Source organism: Bradyrhizobium sp. NBAIM03 (genome assembly GCF_020194055.1).
GTDB classification, from domain to species: domain Bacteria; phylum Pseudomonadota; class Alphaproteobacteria; order Rhizobiales; family Xanthobacteraceae; genus Bradyrhizobium; species Bradyrhizobium yuanmingense.
Map to the genome: position 1 here is coordinate 17,059 of NZ_JADYVS010000023.1, position 16,174 is coordinate 33,232.

The window sequence follows — 16,174 nt, forward strand, 5'->3', positions numbered from 1 at the left end:
TTAGCTCTGTTTGGATCGCTGCCGTTCCGCAATTCGCATTTCGGATAATCATGGCGAATGAAACAGATGATTCCCGTCGTTCGTTGGGTGCTCGTTCAACAGAGGACACCGTGACTGCCCACCGCAAGGGCATCGGGAATCGGCTATTGGCGGCGCTGCCGCCCGCGGATCTCGCTTTGCTGACGCCCCACTTCCAGAAGGTCTCGTTCGAACCCGATGCCGTCCTGGTGCGATCGGGCGACGAACTCGACCCTGTCTATTTTCCCCATAGCGGCGCGATCGCCTTCATGCTCGATATGCCGGACGGGCAAACGGTCGCGACCAGCTTGATGGGACGCGAAGGCGCTTTGGCCTCGTTCTCCGTGCTCGGCCCCTCGCCTTCATCCGTGACCGCGATTGCCCGCACAGCCGGCACTGCATCGGTGATTTCCGCCGCCAAATTTCGCGCTGCCCATGCGCAAAGCGCAGCGATCAGGAATGTCGTGCAGGTCCACGCCCGCGCCGTGTTGCTGCAGCTCCAGCATGTCGCCGCTTGCAACGCGCTGCACCGGGTGGATGGCCGCATGGCGCGGTGGCTCCTGCAGCTTCACGACCGCGTTCCCGAGGACCTGCTTCCGGTGACGCAGGAGGCGCTGGCGCAACTGGTTGGGGTCCGGCGGACGACGGTGACTTTGACGATGAGCAAGCTACGCGAGGCCGGCGCCATCCCGTCCGAGCGGCGCGGGTTTGTCGAGATCCATCGGTCGCGGCTCGAGAGGATCGCATGCGATTGCTATGCGCTCATGCAGCGCACGATCGATCGAATGTATTGCCAGGAATTGGCGGCGCCCCAGCCTGCCGATGCGCGATTCCGGCAAAGCGCCATCGCCGCCTCCCACGGAGCAGGCGGTGAATTCAAAGCCGTTTCGCGGGCGGGACGATAGAGTGCAAAACCTGCGGCGCGTGGAGAAGTGGATCTCGCGCCTCAGCCCTTCCCCATCGCAGCGATCGCGTCCGCAATCGCGATCGTGCGCCGGGCCATGTCGGCGTGCAGGCGCTCCACCATCGCACCATCGAGGCGGATCGCGCCGCGCGAGGCGTTCTCCGGCAGTTCGAACGCCGCGATGATTTTTCGCGCGCGGGCGACTTCCTCCTCCGGCGGGGTGAAGATGGCGTTGCAAGCGTCGATCTGGGAGGGGTGGATCAGCGTCTTGCCGTCGAAGCCGAGATCGCGGCCTTGCGCGCATTCGGTGGCGAAACCGTCGGAATTTGCGATGTCGCTGTAGGGGCCGTCGAGGATCTCGAGGCCGTGCGCGCGGCTCGCCAGGATGCAATGGGTGATCATCGGGATCATCGCGGCGCGGCCCGGCAGCATCCTGATCCGCGTCTCGCGCGAGATGTCGTTCGGGCCGAACACGAAGCCCGAGAGACGGCGCGAAGGATCGCGGCCGGCGGCGGCCAGTTCCTCGGCATGCAGCACGGCGCGCGCGGTCTCGATCATGGCCCAGACTTTGACGGTCGGCCCGGCGCCGAGCTCGGCCAGCTTGCGGCCGATGGCGTCGAGATCCTCGACGCTTGAAACTTTTGGAACCAGGATGCCGTCCGGCGAGGCCTTGGCGGCCATGGCGGCGTCATCTGGCCACCAGGGCGTATCGAGGCCGTTGGTCCGGATCAGGACCTCGCGCCTGCCAAAACCCTTGGCGGCGATCGCCGCCGCAATGCCGTCGCGCGCCGCCGCCTTGGCCTCCGGGGCGACGGAATCCTCGAGATCGAGGATCAGGCCGTCGGCGGCGAGATTGCGCGCCTTTTCCAGCGCGCGCGGGTTGGAGCCGGGCATGAACAGATGGCTGCGGCGCGGGCGGGTCATGCTGGCGTTCCTTCCTGGTCTGTCGTCCCCCAGCCGATAGCATTTGGCCTGCCCATTCGAAAGGCTTGTCGGCCTTGGCGGTATGTGATTAGGCATGGCCCATGACGACATTCCCGACGCACTTGCTGGAAGGCTACAAGGCCTTCGCCACCCAGCGGCTGCCGACCGAGCAGAACCGCTACCGCGAGCTCTCGGTCAAAGGGCAGTCGCCTGAGACCATGGTGATCGGCTGCTGCGACTCCCGGGTCTCCCCCGAGGTGATCTTCGACGCTGGACCGGGCGAGCTCTTCGTTGTCCGCAACATCGCCAATCTGGTGCCGACCTATCAGCCTGACGAAGGCGCGCACGGCGTCTCGGCAGCGCTGGAGTTTGCGGTGACGGTGCTGAAGGTGAAGCACATCGTGGTGCTCGGCCACGCCCAATGCGGCGGCATCCGCGCCTTCATCGACAAGATCGAGCCGCTCACGCCCGGCGACTTCATCGGCCGCTGGATGCAGATGTTCATCAAGCCGGGCGAGGTGGTCGAGCAGCGCGAGCACGAGACCATGGCGCAATTCGTCGAGCGCATCGAGAAGGCCGCCGTGTTCCGCAGCCTGGAAAACCTGATGACCTTCCCGTTCGTCCGCAAGGCCGTGGAGAGCGGCCGGATGCAGACCCACGGCGCCTATTTCGGCGTGGCGGAGGGGTCGCTGTTCGTGCTGGACAAGGCGACTAAGGAATTCAGGAACGCACGCGAGGGATAATCCTGCCCACCCTGCGAAATGCGGGGCTATCGCATATGATTTGTGGCAGCGGGCGTGCGCACGCCTCGTCCTTCGAGACGGCGCTTACGCGCCTCCTCAGGATGAGGCTAGTCAGCGTCAGTGCTCCTTGAAACTGTTGCCGCGCACTCCGCCCTCATCCTGAGGAGCCCGCCCCAGCGGGCGTCTCGAAGGATGGCCGCAGGGAAAAACTCTCAAATGCGATAGCCCTCCTTGCGCAATAGGGCATATCGGAAGTGCAAATCCTGCCTGACGAATGGCGGACAGGCGCCTGGTTCGCTAGAGTGTTCTCCATTCGCCACTCGCCATTTGCTCCATCATGCTGATCCTTGCCATCGATACTGCGCTCGAAGCATGCGCGGCCGCCGTTCTCGACACCGACGCCGGCGAGCTCCTCGCACGGGAATCGCAGCTGATGAAGCGCGGCCATGCCGAGGCCCTGATGCCGATGATCGCGCGCGTGATGCAATCGGCCGGCCTTTCCTTCACCTCGCTCGATCGCATCGCCGTCACCGTTGGGCCCGGCAGCTTCACCGGCCTGCGCGTCGGCATCTCGGCGGCGCGGGGCCTTGCGCTTGCGGCGAAACGGCCGGCGGTCGGGCTGACGACGCTGTCGGCCTATGCCGCTGGGGTCGTCGCCAAGAGCGGAACGGTGCCGGTGATCTCTGCGATCGATGCGCGGCACGATCACGTCTATTTCCAGATCGTCGCCGGCGACGGCAGCCAGCTGGTGCGGCCGGCTGTCGCCTCCATCGACGCGGCGATCGCGGCCTCGCAATTCGGCGCGCCGCATCTGGTCGGCAATGCCGCCGGGATCCTCGCAGGTCGCTGGCCGAAGGACGGACCGCAACCCGTCGCGGTCGACGCGCAGCCCGCGCCCGACATCAGTTGGGTCGCCTGGCTCGGCGCGGCGGCCAATCCCGACACCACACCAGCGCGGCCGTTCTATCTGAAAGCGCCCGACGCCAAGCCGGCGGCATCGACGCCGCTCGCAGCACAAGCCGCGACCTCATGATGGGATGGCTGTCGGAGTGGTGGCGCGGCGGCACCGCCGCCGTCGAGCCCGCGACCGTGCGCGATGCCGCGCGCCTCGCGCAGCTGCACGGCGCCTCCTTCGCGCACGGCTGGGGCGAAGGCGAGTTCGAGAGCATGATGAGCGAGCGCAACACGCTGGTGCATCGCTTGCGGCTCGGCCGCAAGACGATCGGCTTTGCGGTGTCGCGGATCGGCGCGGACGAAGCGGAGATTCTCTCGATCGCGGTGGACGGGGCTTATCGCGGCCGCGGCCTCTCCCGCACGCTGCTGATGACCCATCTCGGCCACCTCGCCGGGCGCGGCGTACGCACCATATTTCTGGAAGTGGAGGAGAACAACCAGCCGGCGCGGCGGCTTTACGATCGAGCCGGATTCGTGGTGGTCGGACGCCGCGATCGCTACTATAAGCAGCCCAACGGGGAACAATTGAACGCCCTTCTGATGCGGCGTGACTTGTCGTAACATCGGTGGCAGAAAGCGCCCGCCCAGGCAGACAACGCTATGACCACACTGAAACATTCTTCTGTGTCCAAGACATCCGAGATCGAGGCGCGCTGCGCCGCAACGGGCATGCGCATGACCGAGCAGCGCCGCGTCATCGCCCGCGTGCTGGCCGAAGCGATTGATCATCCCGATGTCGAGGAACTCTACCGGCGCTGCGTTGCGGTCGACGACAAGATCTCGATCTCGACGGTCTATCGCACCGTGAAGCTGTTCGAGGACGCCGGCATCATCGAACGCCACGATTTCCGCGAGGGCCGCGCGCGTTACGAGCAGATGCGCGACAGCCATCACGACCACCTCATCAATCTGCGCGACGGCAAGGTGATCGAGTTCACCTCCGAGGAGATCGAGAAGCTGCAGGCCGAGATCGCCCGCAAGCTCGGCTATCGCCTGGTCGATCACCGGCTCGAGCTCTATTGCGTCCCGCTCGACGACGACAAGCCGACGTCTTGATTGGGCATGACCTGGTCGGAAAACCGCTTCACACTTTTCCGGGTCATGCCTTAATGCCCATCGATCTCATCATCTTCGATTGCGACGGCGTGCTAGTGGACAGCGAGGTGATCTCCTGTCGCGCGCATGCAGACGTGCTGACGAAGCACGGCTATCCGATCACGTCGGAGCAGGTGCTGGTCCGATTTCTCGGCGTGTCCGAGAAAGACGCGCGGCGGATGGTCGAACAGGAGATCGGCCGCAGTCTTCCCGACGATCTGGAGCAGCAGATCAATGCGGCCACGCTGCAATCCTACGCCAGCGATCTGCAGCCGATCATCCATGTCGCGGCAGCAATCGCCGCGATCGACCTGCCCAAATGCGTTGCGTCGAGCGGCACGCCGGACAAGATCCACCACGGCTTGACCTGCGCCGGGCTCTACGACCTGCTCGCCCCGAACATCTTTTCCGCCAGCCAAGTCGCGCGCGGCAAGCCCGCGCCCGATTTGTTCCTCTTCGCCGCGGCGCAGATGAAGGTCCCACCCGAGCGGTGTCTCGTGATCGAGGACAGCGTCCCCGGGGTCACAGGCGCGCACGCCGCCGGGATGACCGTGCTCGGCTTTCATGGCGGCGGCCACTGCCCGCCGGGCCACGCCGAACGGTTGCGCGCCGCAGGCGCCAACCTGACATTCGTCGATATGCGGCAATTGCCGGAACTGGTCCGGCGGGTTGAGGCGGACGCTCTGGCGGGCTGATTTTCGCCCAGACCGTTATTCCGGGGCACGCGTGGGCGCGTGAACCCGGAATCTCGCAGCAAAACTCTGGATTCCGGGTTCGCAACAAGCGGAAATGGCTCCATTCGCTGGATTTTCGGCCCTCCAGCCTATATCTGAGGGCCGTCCTCCAGCTCCATTTCGGGTTCCATGACGCCGCCGCGCAAGCTGCACATCAAATCATATGGCTGCCAGATGAACGTCTACGATGCCCAGCGCATGGTGGACACGCTGGCCCCGGAAGGATTCGTGGAGACGGCGAGCGCGGAGGATGCCGACCTCGTCATCCTCAACACCTGCCATATCCGCGAGAAGGCCTCGGAGAAGGTCTATTCCGAGCTCGGCCGGCTACGCGTCGCCAAGGACGAGGCCGCGCGTGCAGGCCGCGCGATGCAGATCGCGGTGGCGGGCTGCGTGGCGCAGGCCGAGGGCGAGGAGATCGTGCGGCGCGCGCCTGTCGTCGACGTCGTGGTGGGACCGCAGAGCTATCATCATCTGCCGGAGCTGTTGAAGCGCGCAGAGGGCGAAGGCCGCGCGATCGAGACCGAATTTCCCGCCGCCGACAAGTTCGGCTTCCTGGCCCAGCCCAAGCCGGACGCGATCCGCGCGCGCGGCATTTCCGCTTTCGTCACGGTACAGGAAGGCTGCGACAAGTTCTGCACCTTCTGCGTCGTGCCTTACACGCGCGGCGCCGAAGTCTCGCGCCCCGTGGCGAAGATCGTCGAGGACGTGAAGCGGCTCGCTGACAACGGCGTGCGCGAGCTCACGCTGATCGGGCAGAACGTCAACGCCTATCACGGCGAGGGGCCGGACGGACAAACCTGGCCGCTCGGCCGGCTGCTCGAACATCTGGCGGCGATTCCCGGCATCGCGCGGCTGCGCTATTCGACCAGCCACCCCCGCGACGTCGATGACAGCCTGATCGCGGCCCATCGCGATCTCGGTGCCCTGATGCCGTTCGTGCACCTGCCGGTGCAGTCGGGCTCGGACCGCATTTTGGCGGCCATGAACCGCAAACATACCGCCGATGATTACCGGCGGGTCATCGACCGTTTTCGTACCGCACGCCAAGACATTGCTTTTTCATCGGATTTCATCGTCGGCTTCCCCGGCGAGAGCGAGCAAGATTTTCTCGCCACCCTCGCGCTTGTCACGCAAATCGGCTACGCTGCGGCCTATTCGTTCAAATACTCCGCCCGGCCGGGAACGCCGGCCGCGGATATGCAGGAGATGGTGTCCCCCGCCGAGATGGACCAGCGATTGGAGCGGCTCCAGGAACTGATCGACAGCCAGCAATCGGCCTTCAACAAGGCCGCGATTGGCTCAACGGTCGACGTGCTGTTCGAGCGTCCGGCGCGCAAGCCGGGCCAGATCGTGGGCCGCACCGCCTACCTCCAGCCCGCCCACGTAATGGCCGCGCCCGACATCATTGGACAGATCCTGCCTGTCAGAATCGACAGCCTCGAGCGCTACAGTTTTCTCGGCGAGCTCGTGACGCCGCGCAAGGCGCGCGAGCCCGCTTTATCGCAAGCCAGTGGAGCCTGAACCCTTGCCCAAAAGCGCATCGGATTCGTCTTCGTTCGCTCCCAGCCGCAAATTTGACCGCGACATGCAAGTTCCGCCCGAGACCCAGGTCGTCATCGACTTCGACGACAACCGCGCCGCATCCGCCCTGGTCGGCCCCTACGGCCAGCACCTGGCGCAGATCGAGCGGCGGCTCGGCGTCATCGTCGATTCCAAGGGCAACCACATCACGATCGGCGGCACCCGCGACGGCTGCGACGCTGCGCGCCGCGTGCTGGAGATGCTCTACGCGCAGGCCGCGAAGGGGCACGATCTCGACCAGGGCGAGGTCGAGGGCGCGATCCGCGCCGTGATCGCGCAGGGCTCGCTGTTCGAGTTCGACGCCAAATCGGCCAAATCGACCTTCGACAGCATCAACTTGCGCAAGCGTCCGGTGCGGGCACGCACGGCGGCGCAGGATTCCTACATCCGCGCGCTGAAGCGGCACGAACTGGTGTTCGGCATCGGCCCCGCCGGCACCGGCAAGACCTGGCTCGCCGTCGCGCATGCCGCGCAGCTGTTCGAGCGCAAGGAGGTCGACAAGATCATCCTGTCGCGCCCGGCGGTGGAAGCCGGCGAGCGGCTCGGCTTTCTGCCCGGCGATCTCCGCGAGAAGGTCGATCCTTATCTGCGGCCGATCTACGATGCGCTCTACGACCTCATGGATGCGCGCATCGTCGAGCGCGCGCTGCAGACCGGCGAGATCGAGATCGCGCCGCTCGCCTTCATGCGCGGCCGCACGCTGACCAACGCCGCCATCATCCTGGACGAGGCCCAGAACACCACGTCGATGCAGATGAAGATGTTCCTGACGCGTCTCGGCGAGAACAGCCGCATGATCGTGACGGGCGATCCCTCGCAGATCGACCTCCCGAACGGCCAGACCTCGGGCCTGGCCGAGGCGACCCGCCTCCTGAGCGGCGTCGAGGGCATCGCCCAGGTTCATTTCAAGGCCGAGGACGTGATCCGCCACGAGCTCGTGGCGCGGATCGTCGCCGCCTATGAAGGGCCGCCGCAGCGGCCGGCCACCGGTCAATCCTGACGAGGCAGCACCGGACCAAACAGGGCGCGAGCACGGCACCCTTCGTCCGAGACAACACAATGTCCCATTCCAACCTTCCCATGACCGAGGTCCTCGTCGTCGCCGATTGCTGGCAGCGCGAGCCCGATTCCGAAGCCGTGATCCAGCGCGCACTGGCGGCGGCCGCCGAGAGCGTCGACGAAGATGTTGCCGACGCCGAAGTGGCCGTGATGCTGACCGATGATGCCGGCATCCGCACGCTCAACAGCAACTGGCGCGGCATCGACAAGCCGACCAACGTGCTGTCGTTCCCGGCGCTGCAGCCGGAGGGCGCGTGGAAGCCGGGCGATGCCCCGCGCATGCTCGGCGATATCGCGATCGCCTATGAGACCATGCGGCGCGAGGCGGACGAGGAGCACAAGCCGTTCGACCATCATCTGAGCCACCTCGCCGTGCACGGCTTCCTGCACCTGATCGGCTACGACCACGAGAACGAGGGCGACGCCGAGGAGATGGAAGCGCTCGAAACCGAGATCCTCGCCCATCTCGGCATCCCCGATCCCTATGCCGACCGCCCGGGGACGCACTGAGATGCCGGATTCCGAGCCTACCCACGACAATCCCCGCACCACGGCCAATTTGCCGGTTGTGGTGACGCCGGGCGAGGTGCTGCGCCCGAGCGCCGAAAGCTGGCTGCTGCGCGCCATCCGCACGCTGTTCGGCTGGAAGGCGGGGTCGGTGCGCGACGACCTCCAGGTCGTGCTCGACGCCTCGACGCCCGACGACACCGGCTTCTCCGCGGTCGAGCGCACCATGCTGCGCAACATCCTCAGCCTGCACGAGCGCCGCATCGCCGACGTCATGGTGCATCGCGCCGACATCGTCGCGGTGAAGCGCGACATTCCGCTCGGGGAATTGATGGACCGCTTCGAGAGCGCCGGCCATTCGCGCCTCGTCGTTTTCAACGAGACGCTCGACGATCCCGTCGGCATCGTCCACATCCGCGATTTGCTCGCCTTCATGACCGCGCGCGCCCGCGTGTCGGAAGCCACCAAGACCAAGCGCAAGAAGCCGCTGCCGGCCGGGCTCGATTTGCGCGCGGTCGATCTCGCGCTGCCGCTTCACGAGGCGCACATCATCCGCAAGCTGCTCTACGTGCCGCCGTCGATGCGGGCGATCGACCTGCTCGCGCAGATGCAGGCCTCGCGCATCCATCTGGCGCTGGTGGTCGACGAATATGGCGGCAGCGACGGGCTGGTCTCGATCGAGGACATCGTCGAGCAGATCGTCGGCGAGATCGACGACGAGCACGACAGCGACGAGCCGCCCTCGATCGTGCGCCTGCCCGACAACGCCTTCATCGCCGACGCCCGCGCCAGCCTCGACGACGTCCGCTCGGTGATCGGCGAGGATTTCGTCACCGGCGAGGCTGGCGAGGAGGTGGAGACGCTGGGCGGCTATCTCGTCAGCTTCGTCGGGCGCCTGCCGGTGCGCGGCGAGGTGATCTCGGGCCCCGGCAATTACGAGGTCGAGGTACTCGATGCCGATCCGCGCCGCGTCAAGCGGCTGCGCATCGCGACGCGGAAGGAACGCCCGGCGCCCCGCACCCAGCGCGAGAGCCGGCGGCGTGAAGCCACGCCGGAGAGCGGACAAGCGCCGGCCAGCGACACGCCGACATCGCCGCCGCGCGACGGGGCCGCCTCGCAGTGAGCCCATCGCAGCGCCTACGGCAAATTGCGCTCGCCATCATCCTCACCTGGGGATGGCAGCGCGCAGTCGTCGCCATGGCGGCCGGAGCGCTGTCGGTGCTGGCGCTGGCGCCGTTCAACCTCTTTCCGGTGCTGTTCGTCACCTTCCCGGTGCTGGTCTGGCTGATCGACGGCGCCGGGGCCGGCCGCTATGGCGGCGTGCCCGCCGCCGCCCTGACCGGCTATTGGTTCGGGCTCGGCTATTTCGTGCCCGGCCTCTACTGGATCGGCTACGCCTTCTTCGTCGAAGCCGACACATTCGCCTGGCTGACGCCGTTCGCGGTGCTGGGCCTGCCGGCCTATCTCTCGATCTTCACGGCGATCGGCTTTGCGCTGGCGCGCCTGCTCTGGAGCAAGAACGCCACGCGCGTGCTGGCGCTCGCAGCGAGCCTCACCATCAGCGAATGGCTGCGCGGCCATGCGCTGACCGGCTTTCCCTGGAACACGTTCGGCTATGCGCTGTCCGAGCCATTGCCGCTGGCGCAGACGGCCTCGCTGATCGGCCTGTGGGGCGTGACGTTCCTGACGATTGCGATCTTCGCGAGCCCGGCGACGCTGATCGACCGCACGCCGGATCGGCGCCTGCAATGGCGGGTGCCGGCCGCGGCCGGCGCGCTCCTGCTCGTCATGAGCATCTTTGGCGCAATCCGCCTGTCGCTGCATCCGACCACGATCGTATCCGGCGCCAAGCTGCGCCTGATGCAGCCCAACCTGCAGCAGGACGAGAAATTCAACTATGCCGCCAAGCCGGAGGTGATGAAGAAGTACCTTGCGCTGTCGGACCGCGCCTCCGGCCCGCAATCGACCGGCGTGCGCGATGCCACCATCCTGATCTGGCCGGAATCCGCCTTCCCGTTCTTCCTGACCCGCGAAGCCGACGCGATGGCGCAAATCGCCGATCTGTTGCCGAAGGGCACGGTGCTGATCACGGGATCGGTCCGCGCGCCCGATGTGCCGCGGGGCACGCCGATCACGCGCGCCTACAACTCGATCTACGTGATCGATCACGACGGCAGCGTGCTCGCCGTCTACGACAAGCTGCATCTGGTACCGTTCGGAGAATTTCTTCCGTACCAGTCGTTGATGGAGAAGCTCGGTTTCGAGCAACTGACGCGTGTGCGCGGCGGCTTCATTCCAGGCACCGTGCGGCATGCGCTCCCCGTTGCCGGCGCGCCGCCCGTGTTGCCGTTGATCTGCTACGAGGCGATCTTTCCCGACGAAGTGGCTGTACGCAACGAACGTCCGGGCTGGATCGTGAACCTGACCAATGACGGCTGGTTCGGCATCTCGACCGGTCCCTACCAGCACCTGGAACAGTCGCGGATGCGCGCGATCGAGCTCGGATTGCCGCTGGTCCGCTCGGCCAATACCGGCATCTCCGCAGTGATCGATCCGGTCGGCCGCACCGTCGCGAACCTCGGTCTCGGCCTCGAAGGCATTTTGGACGCAAACCTGCCGGCCGCGATCCCACCGACGGTTTATGCACGGGTGGGTGATGTGCCCGCAATCATGCTCGTCGCGGTGGCCGTGCTGCTGGCGGTCCGCCGACGAATAGGCAAACGCCAGCCCTGATCGCACCGCCGCCGCAGCGGCCGGAATCCTTTGACAACCGTAGTCCCACGGTTGACAGACTGCACGCGGGCTCCCCATTCTGCACCGGCTGCGAAAGATGGCGGTGCATTGCTAAATTTCTCCGCAATGTTTCCCAATAACAGGGTTTGATTTTGACGGTGCTGCACCCGAGGCATGCTTGATCATTGCGCCGAAGGTGGTGTTTGGAGGGCTGAGGAAATGTCGAAAGCGCCCAACCCTGTTGACAAATATGTCGGCAGTCGCGTGCGCATGCGCCGCATCATGTTGGGCATGAGCCAGGAGAAGCTCGGTGAAGCTTTGGGCCTGACTTTCCAGCAGATTCAGAAGTACGAGAAGGGCACCAACCGGGTCGGCGCAAGCCGCATCCAGCAGATCGCGGAGATTCTGCAGGTGCCGGTGTCCTTCCTGTTCGAGGGCGGCCCGAGCGGCGTGCCGGGTCCGGATGGCTTCAGCGAAGGCGCCTCGCCCTCTTACGTCTCGGACTTTCTCGCCACCTCCGAAGGGCTCGCTTTGACCAAGGCGTTCACGCGAATCACTGATTCGAAGATGCGCCGCTCGATCGTCGATCTCGTCGAGCAGATTGCGGCCCGCGAAGGTCCGGACAAGCGTTGAAGCTCATGTCCCCCGCGATTTGAGACTGCATCAAATCTGGCCTATGTCGTCATTTACGACCGCGCTTTGATGCGCGTCCGCTTCGATGATGCGATTCAAAGGCACAGATGCGTCCATGACCGGCTCCAATTGGTTCGATTCACAAACTATTCTCGATGGCATCCGCCGCTGGGTGGAGATCGAGACGCCGACGGAAGCACCTGAACAGGTCAACAAGCTGGTCTCCGTGGTCGCGGAGCAATACGGCGACCTGCCCGTCACGCTCGAGCGCATCGCCGGCACGGACGGCTGCGGCGATCATCTCGTGGCGCGCACGAATTGGGGGCAGGATCAGCCGGGCATCCTGGTGCTGAGCCATCTCGATACCGTCCATCCCATCGGCTTCATCGAGCGCCTGCCGTTCAAGGTCGAAGGCGACGTCGCGTTCGGTCCGGGCATCTACGACATGAAAGGCGGCGCCTACATCGCCCACCACGCCTTCCGCGCGCTTTGCGCGACGGGCGATCGCTCGCCGCTCGGCATCACGCATCTGTTCACCTCCGACGAGGAGATCGGCAGCCCGACCTCGCGTGCGCTGATCGAGCAGGAAGGGCGCAACGCCAAATACGTGCTGGTGACCGAGCCGGCGCGCGACGGCGGCAAGATCGTCACCGGGCGCAAGGGCGTCGGACGCTTCCGGGTATTCATCAAGGGCGTGCCCGCGCATGCCGGCTCGCGGCCCGAAGACGGCCGCAGCGCCGTCCGCGAACTCGGCAACGTCATCCTCGCGCTGGAAGGAATGAACGATGTTGCGCGCGGCGTGACCGTCAATGTCGGCGTGGTGCGCGGCGGCACGCGCCCCAACGTCACGCCCGAGGAGGCCTATGCCGAAGTCGATCTGCGCGTCGTGAGCCTCAAGGACGCGGACGAGTTCGTCGGCAAGATTCTCTCTTTGACCTCGAAGACCGATGGCGTCACCGTCACGGTCACGGGCGAGCTCAACCGGCCGCCTTACGAGAAGAGCAATGCGGGAGCTTCGCTGTACGAGCATGCCAAGACGCTCGCCGGCGAGATCGGCTTCGAGCTGATCGACACCCACACCGGCGGCGGCTCGGACGGCAATTTCACCGCTCCCTTCACCGCAACGCTCGACGGGCTCGGCGTCGACGGCAAGGGTGCACACACCCATTATGAGCAGCTCTATGTCTCCTCGCTGGCTCCACGCGCGCGGCTGCTCCATCGGCTTTATCAGACGCTGCGATGAGCGAACGTAAATCAAGCCCCGACCGCGACGACAGCGAGCGCGCCTTCTTCGGGCGCCGCAAGGGTCACAAGCTGAGGCAGCACCAGGCCGGCTTGATCGAGCAACTGCTGCCGCATCTTGCCCTCGATATCGACGGTGAGGCGCCGGCGGACGCCCGCGACATCTTCGATCCCGCAGCCGACGACGTCAGGCTCGAGATCGGCTTCGGCGGCGGCGAGCATCTCGCGGCCGAGGCACAGAACTTCCCCACCACCGGCTTCATCGGCTGTGAGCCTTATGTCAACGGCATGGCCAAGATCCTCGCGCAGATCGAGGCGGCCAACATCGGCAACATCCGCCTGTTCGCGGGCGATGCCGCCGAGCTCTTGGCTTGGCTTCCCAAGGAGTCGCTGTCGCGGATCGACCTGATCCATCCCGATCCCTGGCCGAAGCGGCGACACTGGAAGCGGCGCTTCGTCCAGGACCGCACCATTGCCGCGATGGCGCGCGTGCTCAAGCGAGGCGGCGAATTCCGCTTCGTCTGCGACATCGACGATTACTGCGCCTGGACACTGGCGCATCTTGCGCGCTCGCAGGACTTCGTCTGGCTGGCCGAACGCGCCGACGATTTCCGGCTTCCATGGCCGGGCTACACCATGACGCGCTACGGCCGAAAGGCCGCGCGCGAGGGACGCAAGGCGGCTTATCTGCGGTTCAGGCGGGTGGGTTAGCCATCATTGCGAGGAGCCCGCGACAAATTGCAAGGCAATTTGCGCTGGCGACGAAGCAATTCAGAGCGTTTTCGCGGAACGAGTTCTGGATTGCTTCGCTTCGCTCGCAATGACGGAGTGGGACGCTAGATCGTCTGCCGGTTGCGCCAGAAATTCACGACGCGTTCGGCGGTGGCCGGCATCAGGCGCGTGAAGTTCAGACGCGCGGCCTCGATATCGGCATCGGCCGGCGTGCGGTTCGAGCCGTACCAGAGCAGGATGAGCGCGCGCACCGTGGGCCAACCGAGGCTCAGCACGCGGCCGAGGATCAGAAGCGGATCGTAGCGGTCGCCTGCGATCAGGCGGTCGAGGACCTGGAGGCGAACGCCCGACATCGCCGACAGCGCGGCGACCGATTCCTCGTATTTGTGCGCCTTGGCGAAACCGAGCAGCGCGCTCTCGCCGAGATGGCCTTCGCGATTCAAGGTCAGCACCGTGCGCTGTGCCGCGGAGAAATCGCGGCGCGGACCCGGCGGCAGCGCGGCCCCCTCGATCGCCGCCATCGCGCGCTTGATCTCGACCTGGCGCGCGGGATTGACCACGGTGGAGAGGCGGCGGCGGATGACGTCGAGCGTGCCATCGAGCAGCTGCTTCAGGTGCTCGCCGGAAAGGTCGTTGCGCTGGCCGATCTTCAGCGTCAGCACGCCGTCCTGCGCCGCGCGCTTGATCATCTCGGAATAGCTGCCCGGCGAGAACACCGCACCGGCATTGGCGGCGGCACGGCGCACCACGTCGCGATCGCCGCGCTCGACCAGCACGTCGGTGACGGCGGGAGACAAAGCTGGACGCTCAGTCATCGCCAACAGATGACCCTGGCCCTTCAAGCGCGCGATCTCGACCAGAGCCGCGTCGTCGAGCACTGGCGAGCGGCGCAGCACGGGGCCGGCGACCGCGATCTCGTTTTCGCGCGCGAGCTGATTGACGAGGTGCGGCGGCGCGTTGTTCAGGCGCGAGAAGCGCTCGGCCAGATCGGCGCGCGAGGCCAGCTCGGCATGCGGGACGAGATCGATCAGGAGATTGTCGAAGAGATCGATCAGTTCAGGGCGGAGCTTTTCCGCGTCCTGGAAGAACAGCTGGGAAATGGCGCGCGCGATCTCGCCACGACGCCTCGGGTCGCCGCGCTTGACGATATCGTCCAGTCCAGGAATGAGCGACGTGGCAACGGTCATGAAAACGCAACTCGAACGGGGCACGCCGCGGGTGCGCCCTAGGTCCAAGCCGCCCCACAATCGGGAAATCTAGGCCTGCTTGATGAAGGAAGCGTTGCAGGGCCCGCAGACGGGCGCAAAAAGGCCCCGTTCCCGCTGCAATGGGCCTTGTCCGGAGAAGCGGAAAGGGCTATATCAGCGCCAATTCATCTTCTCATACGATCCGCGTAGTGAGAGTGGGCCCGCAAGGACCCGCTCTTTTTTATTACCTGAACGCGGCTCGGCGGGAGATGCGCCCGACGTGTCGTCGGGAAAGTTCCGAAGCGGGCTTTGAAATCGTAACCAAGCCTTAACCCAAGCCTTAACCAACGAGCGCTCTGACCCTGGACATGACCGAACCGAACCCTGGTTCCACGGATGCCGAATTGCTGGCCGAGCCGCGGCTCGTGGTCGAGCCCGGCGTCGCGGCACGGGTGTCCGCGGTGGCAGCTCCCGTGCTCCAGGGCATGGGCTACCGCCTGGTCCGGATCCGCATTTCCGGCGAGGCCGGCTGCACCGTGCAGATCATGGCCGAGCGGCCGGACGGCTCGATGCAGATCGAGGATTGCGAGGCGATCTCGCGGGCCCTGTCGCCCGTGCTCGACGTCGCCGATCCCATCGACCGCGCCTATCGGCTCGAGATCTCCTCGCCGGGAATCGACCGCCCGCTGGTGCGCCGCTCCGATTTCGAGCGCTATTCCGGGCACCTGGTGAAGATCGAGATGGCGGTCGCGCATGAGGGGCGCAAGCGCTTCCGCGGCACGCTCGGCGCGGTCGAGGGCGACCGCGTGCATCTGCATCGCGACGATGCCAAGGCTGGCGACGATGCCGACGTTCTCCTGACCATGGAGGATATCGGCGAGGCCCGGCTGGTGCTGACCGACGAGCTGATCGCCGAATCCATGCGCCGCGGCAAGGCCGAGGAGCGCAAGATGCGCAGGGATCTCGGACTGGAGCCGCCGGCTGCACCGCACGCGGAGATCAGTGCGAAGATCACCAAGAACACCAAGCCGAAGAAGAAGCCGGCCCCGACCAACACGAAGAAACATCGCCTTGCCGCCGAACGCGCGCGGCGCGGCGAGATCGAGCCTGACCAAGGAGACTAGC

17 protein-coding genes are annotated in these 16,174 nt (G+C 65.8%); 15 read left to right on the top strand and 2 right to left on the bottom strand.

From position 1 onward, the window contains the following. The first annotated feature begins 110 nt into the window (after positions 1–110). Positions 111–923: a Crp/Fnr family transcriptional regulator gene (locus I6F21_RS27940; protein WP_036024531.1), complete on the top strand. Its 813-nt coding sequence runs from the start codon at positions 111–113 to the stop codon at positions 921–923. Between the two features lie 41 nt (positions 924–964). Here the strand turns inward: I6F21_RS27940 and I6F21_RS27945 are convergent, their stop codons facing one another. After that, positions 965–1,846 (bottom strand): CoA ester lyase, encoded by an 882-nt coding sequence (locus I6F21_RS27945; protein ID WP_036024530.1) that lies wholly within the window; start codon positions 1,844–1,846, stop codon positions 965–967. 101 nt (positions 1,847–1,947) lie between these two features. Here I6F21_RS27945 and I6F21_RS27950 point away from each other — a divergent pair, with 101 nt between their 5' ends. From I6F21_RS27950 to trmB, 13 genes are all read left to right on the top strand, one after another. Continuing rightward, positions 1,948–2,589 (top strand): carbonic anhydrase, encoded by a 642-nt coding sequence (locus tag I6F21_RS27950; protein ID WP_036008941.1) that lies wholly within the window; start codon positions 1,948–1,950, stop codon positions 2,587–2,589. A gap of 337 nt (positions 2,590–2,926) precedes the next feature. Next, a complete protein-coding gene (tsaB, locus tag I6F21_RS27955; RefSeq protein ID WP_225183825.1) occupies positions 2,927–3,622 on the top strand; it encodes a tRNA (adenosine(37)-N6)-threonylcarbamoyltransferase complex dimerization subunit type 1 TsaB in 696 nt (231 codons plus the stop codon). Beyond that, positions 3,619–4,104, top strand: coding sequence for a ribosomal protein S18-alanine N-acetyltransferase (gene rimI, locus I6F21_RS27960; RefSeq protein WP_225183826.1), 486 nt, complete (start codon positions 3,619–3,621; stop codon positions 4,102–4,104). The genes tsaB and rimI overlap by 4 nt, the downstream gene beginning before the upstream one ends. A gap of 39 nt (positions 4,105–4,143) precedes the next feature. Continuing rightward, entirely contained in the window at positions 4,144–4,599 is a 456-nt protein-coding gene (locus I6F21_RS27965) for a Fur family transcriptional regulator (RefSeq protein ID WP_225148322.1), read from the top strand. Positions 4,600–4,652: 53 nt separating this feature from the next. Further along, positions 4,653–5,333, top strand: a complete 681-nt coding sequence (locus tag I6F21_RS27970) for an HAD family hydrolase (protein ID WP_225183827.1) — start codon at positions 4,653–4,655, stop codon at positions 5,331–5,333. A 168-nt stretch (positions 5,334–5,501) separates the two neighbouring features. Further along, on the top strand, positions 5,502–6,896 hold the full coding sequence (gene miaB / locus I6F21_RS27975) for a tRNA (N6-isopentenyl adenosine(37)-C2)-methylthiotransferase MiaB (RefSeq protein WP_225183828.1): 1,395 nt from the start codon (positions 5,502–5,504) through the stop codon (positions 6,894–6,896). A 64-nt stretch (positions 6,897–6,960) separates the two neighbouring features. Beyond that, positions 6,961–7,956, top strand: a complete 996-nt coding sequence (locus I6F21_RS27980) for a PhoH family protein (protein WP_036008958.1) — start codon at positions 6,961–6,963, stop codon at positions 7,954–7,956. A gap of 59 nt (positions 7,957–8,015) precedes the next feature. Further along, positions 8,016–8,525 (top strand): rRNA maturation RNase YbeY, encoded by a 510-nt coding sequence (ybeY, locus tag I6F21_RS27985; RefSeq protein WP_036008983.1) that lies wholly within the window; start codon positions 8,016–8,018, stop codon positions 8,523–8,525. Position 8,526: 1 nt separating this feature from the next. Beyond that, positions 8,527–9,645, top strand: coding sequence for a hemolysin family protein (locus tag I6F21_RS27990; protein WP_036008986.1), 1,119 nt, complete (start codon positions 8,527–8,529; stop codon positions 9,643–9,645). Continuing rightward, positions 9,642–11,255 carry an apolipoprotein N-acyltransferase gene (gene lnt, locus I6F21_RS27995; protein ID WP_109141848.1) on the top strand — a complete coding sequence of 538 codons (1,614 nt, stop codon included), beginning with the start codon at positions 9,642–9,644 and terminating at the stop codon, positions 11,253–11,255. Before I6F21_RS27990 ends, lnt begins: the two co-directional genes overlap by 4 nt. 219 nt (positions 11,256–11,474) lie before the next feature. Then, entirely contained in the window at positions 11,475–11,888 is a 414-nt protein-coding gene (locus I6F21_RS28000; protein WP_018319423.1) for a helix-turn-helix transcriptional regulator, read from the top strand. A gap of 85 nt (positions 11,889–11,973) precedes the next feature. Continuing rightward, the gene (locus I6F21_RS28005) at positions 11,974–13,131 is read left to right on the top strand and encodes a M20 family metallopeptidase (protein ID WP_036024516.1); all 1,158 of its coding nucleotides are present in this window, start codon (positions 11,974–11,976) and stop codon (positions 13,129–13,131) included. Next, a complete protein-coding gene (trmB, locus tag I6F21_RS28010; RefSeq protein WP_225128076.1) occupies positions 13,128–13,841 on the top strand; it encodes a tRNA (guanosine(46)-N7)-methyltransferase TrmB in 714 nt (237 codons plus the stop codon). Before I6F21_RS28005 ends, trmB begins: the two co-directional genes overlap by 4 nt. 125 nt (positions 13,842–13,966) lie before the next feature. Here trmB and I6F21_RS28015 read toward each other — a convergent pair whose 3' ends face one another. Continuing rightward, complete coding sequence (locus I6F21_RS28015) at positions 13,967–15,049, bottom strand: DUF2336 domain-containing protein (RefSeq protein WP_225183829.1); 1,083 nt, start codon at positions 15,047–15,049, stop codon at positions 13,967–13,969. 368 nt (positions 15,050–15,417) lie between these two features. Between I6F21_RS28015 and rimP the strand changes: the two genes are divergently transcribed. Next, the gene (gene rimP / locus I6F21_RS28020) at positions 15,418–16,173 is read left to right on the top strand and encodes a ribosome maturation factor RimP (RefSeq protein WP_124162444.1); all 756 of its coding nucleotides are present in this window, start codon (positions 15,418–15,420) and stop codon (positions 16,171–16,173) included. Position 16,174: the final 1 nt, after the last annotated feature.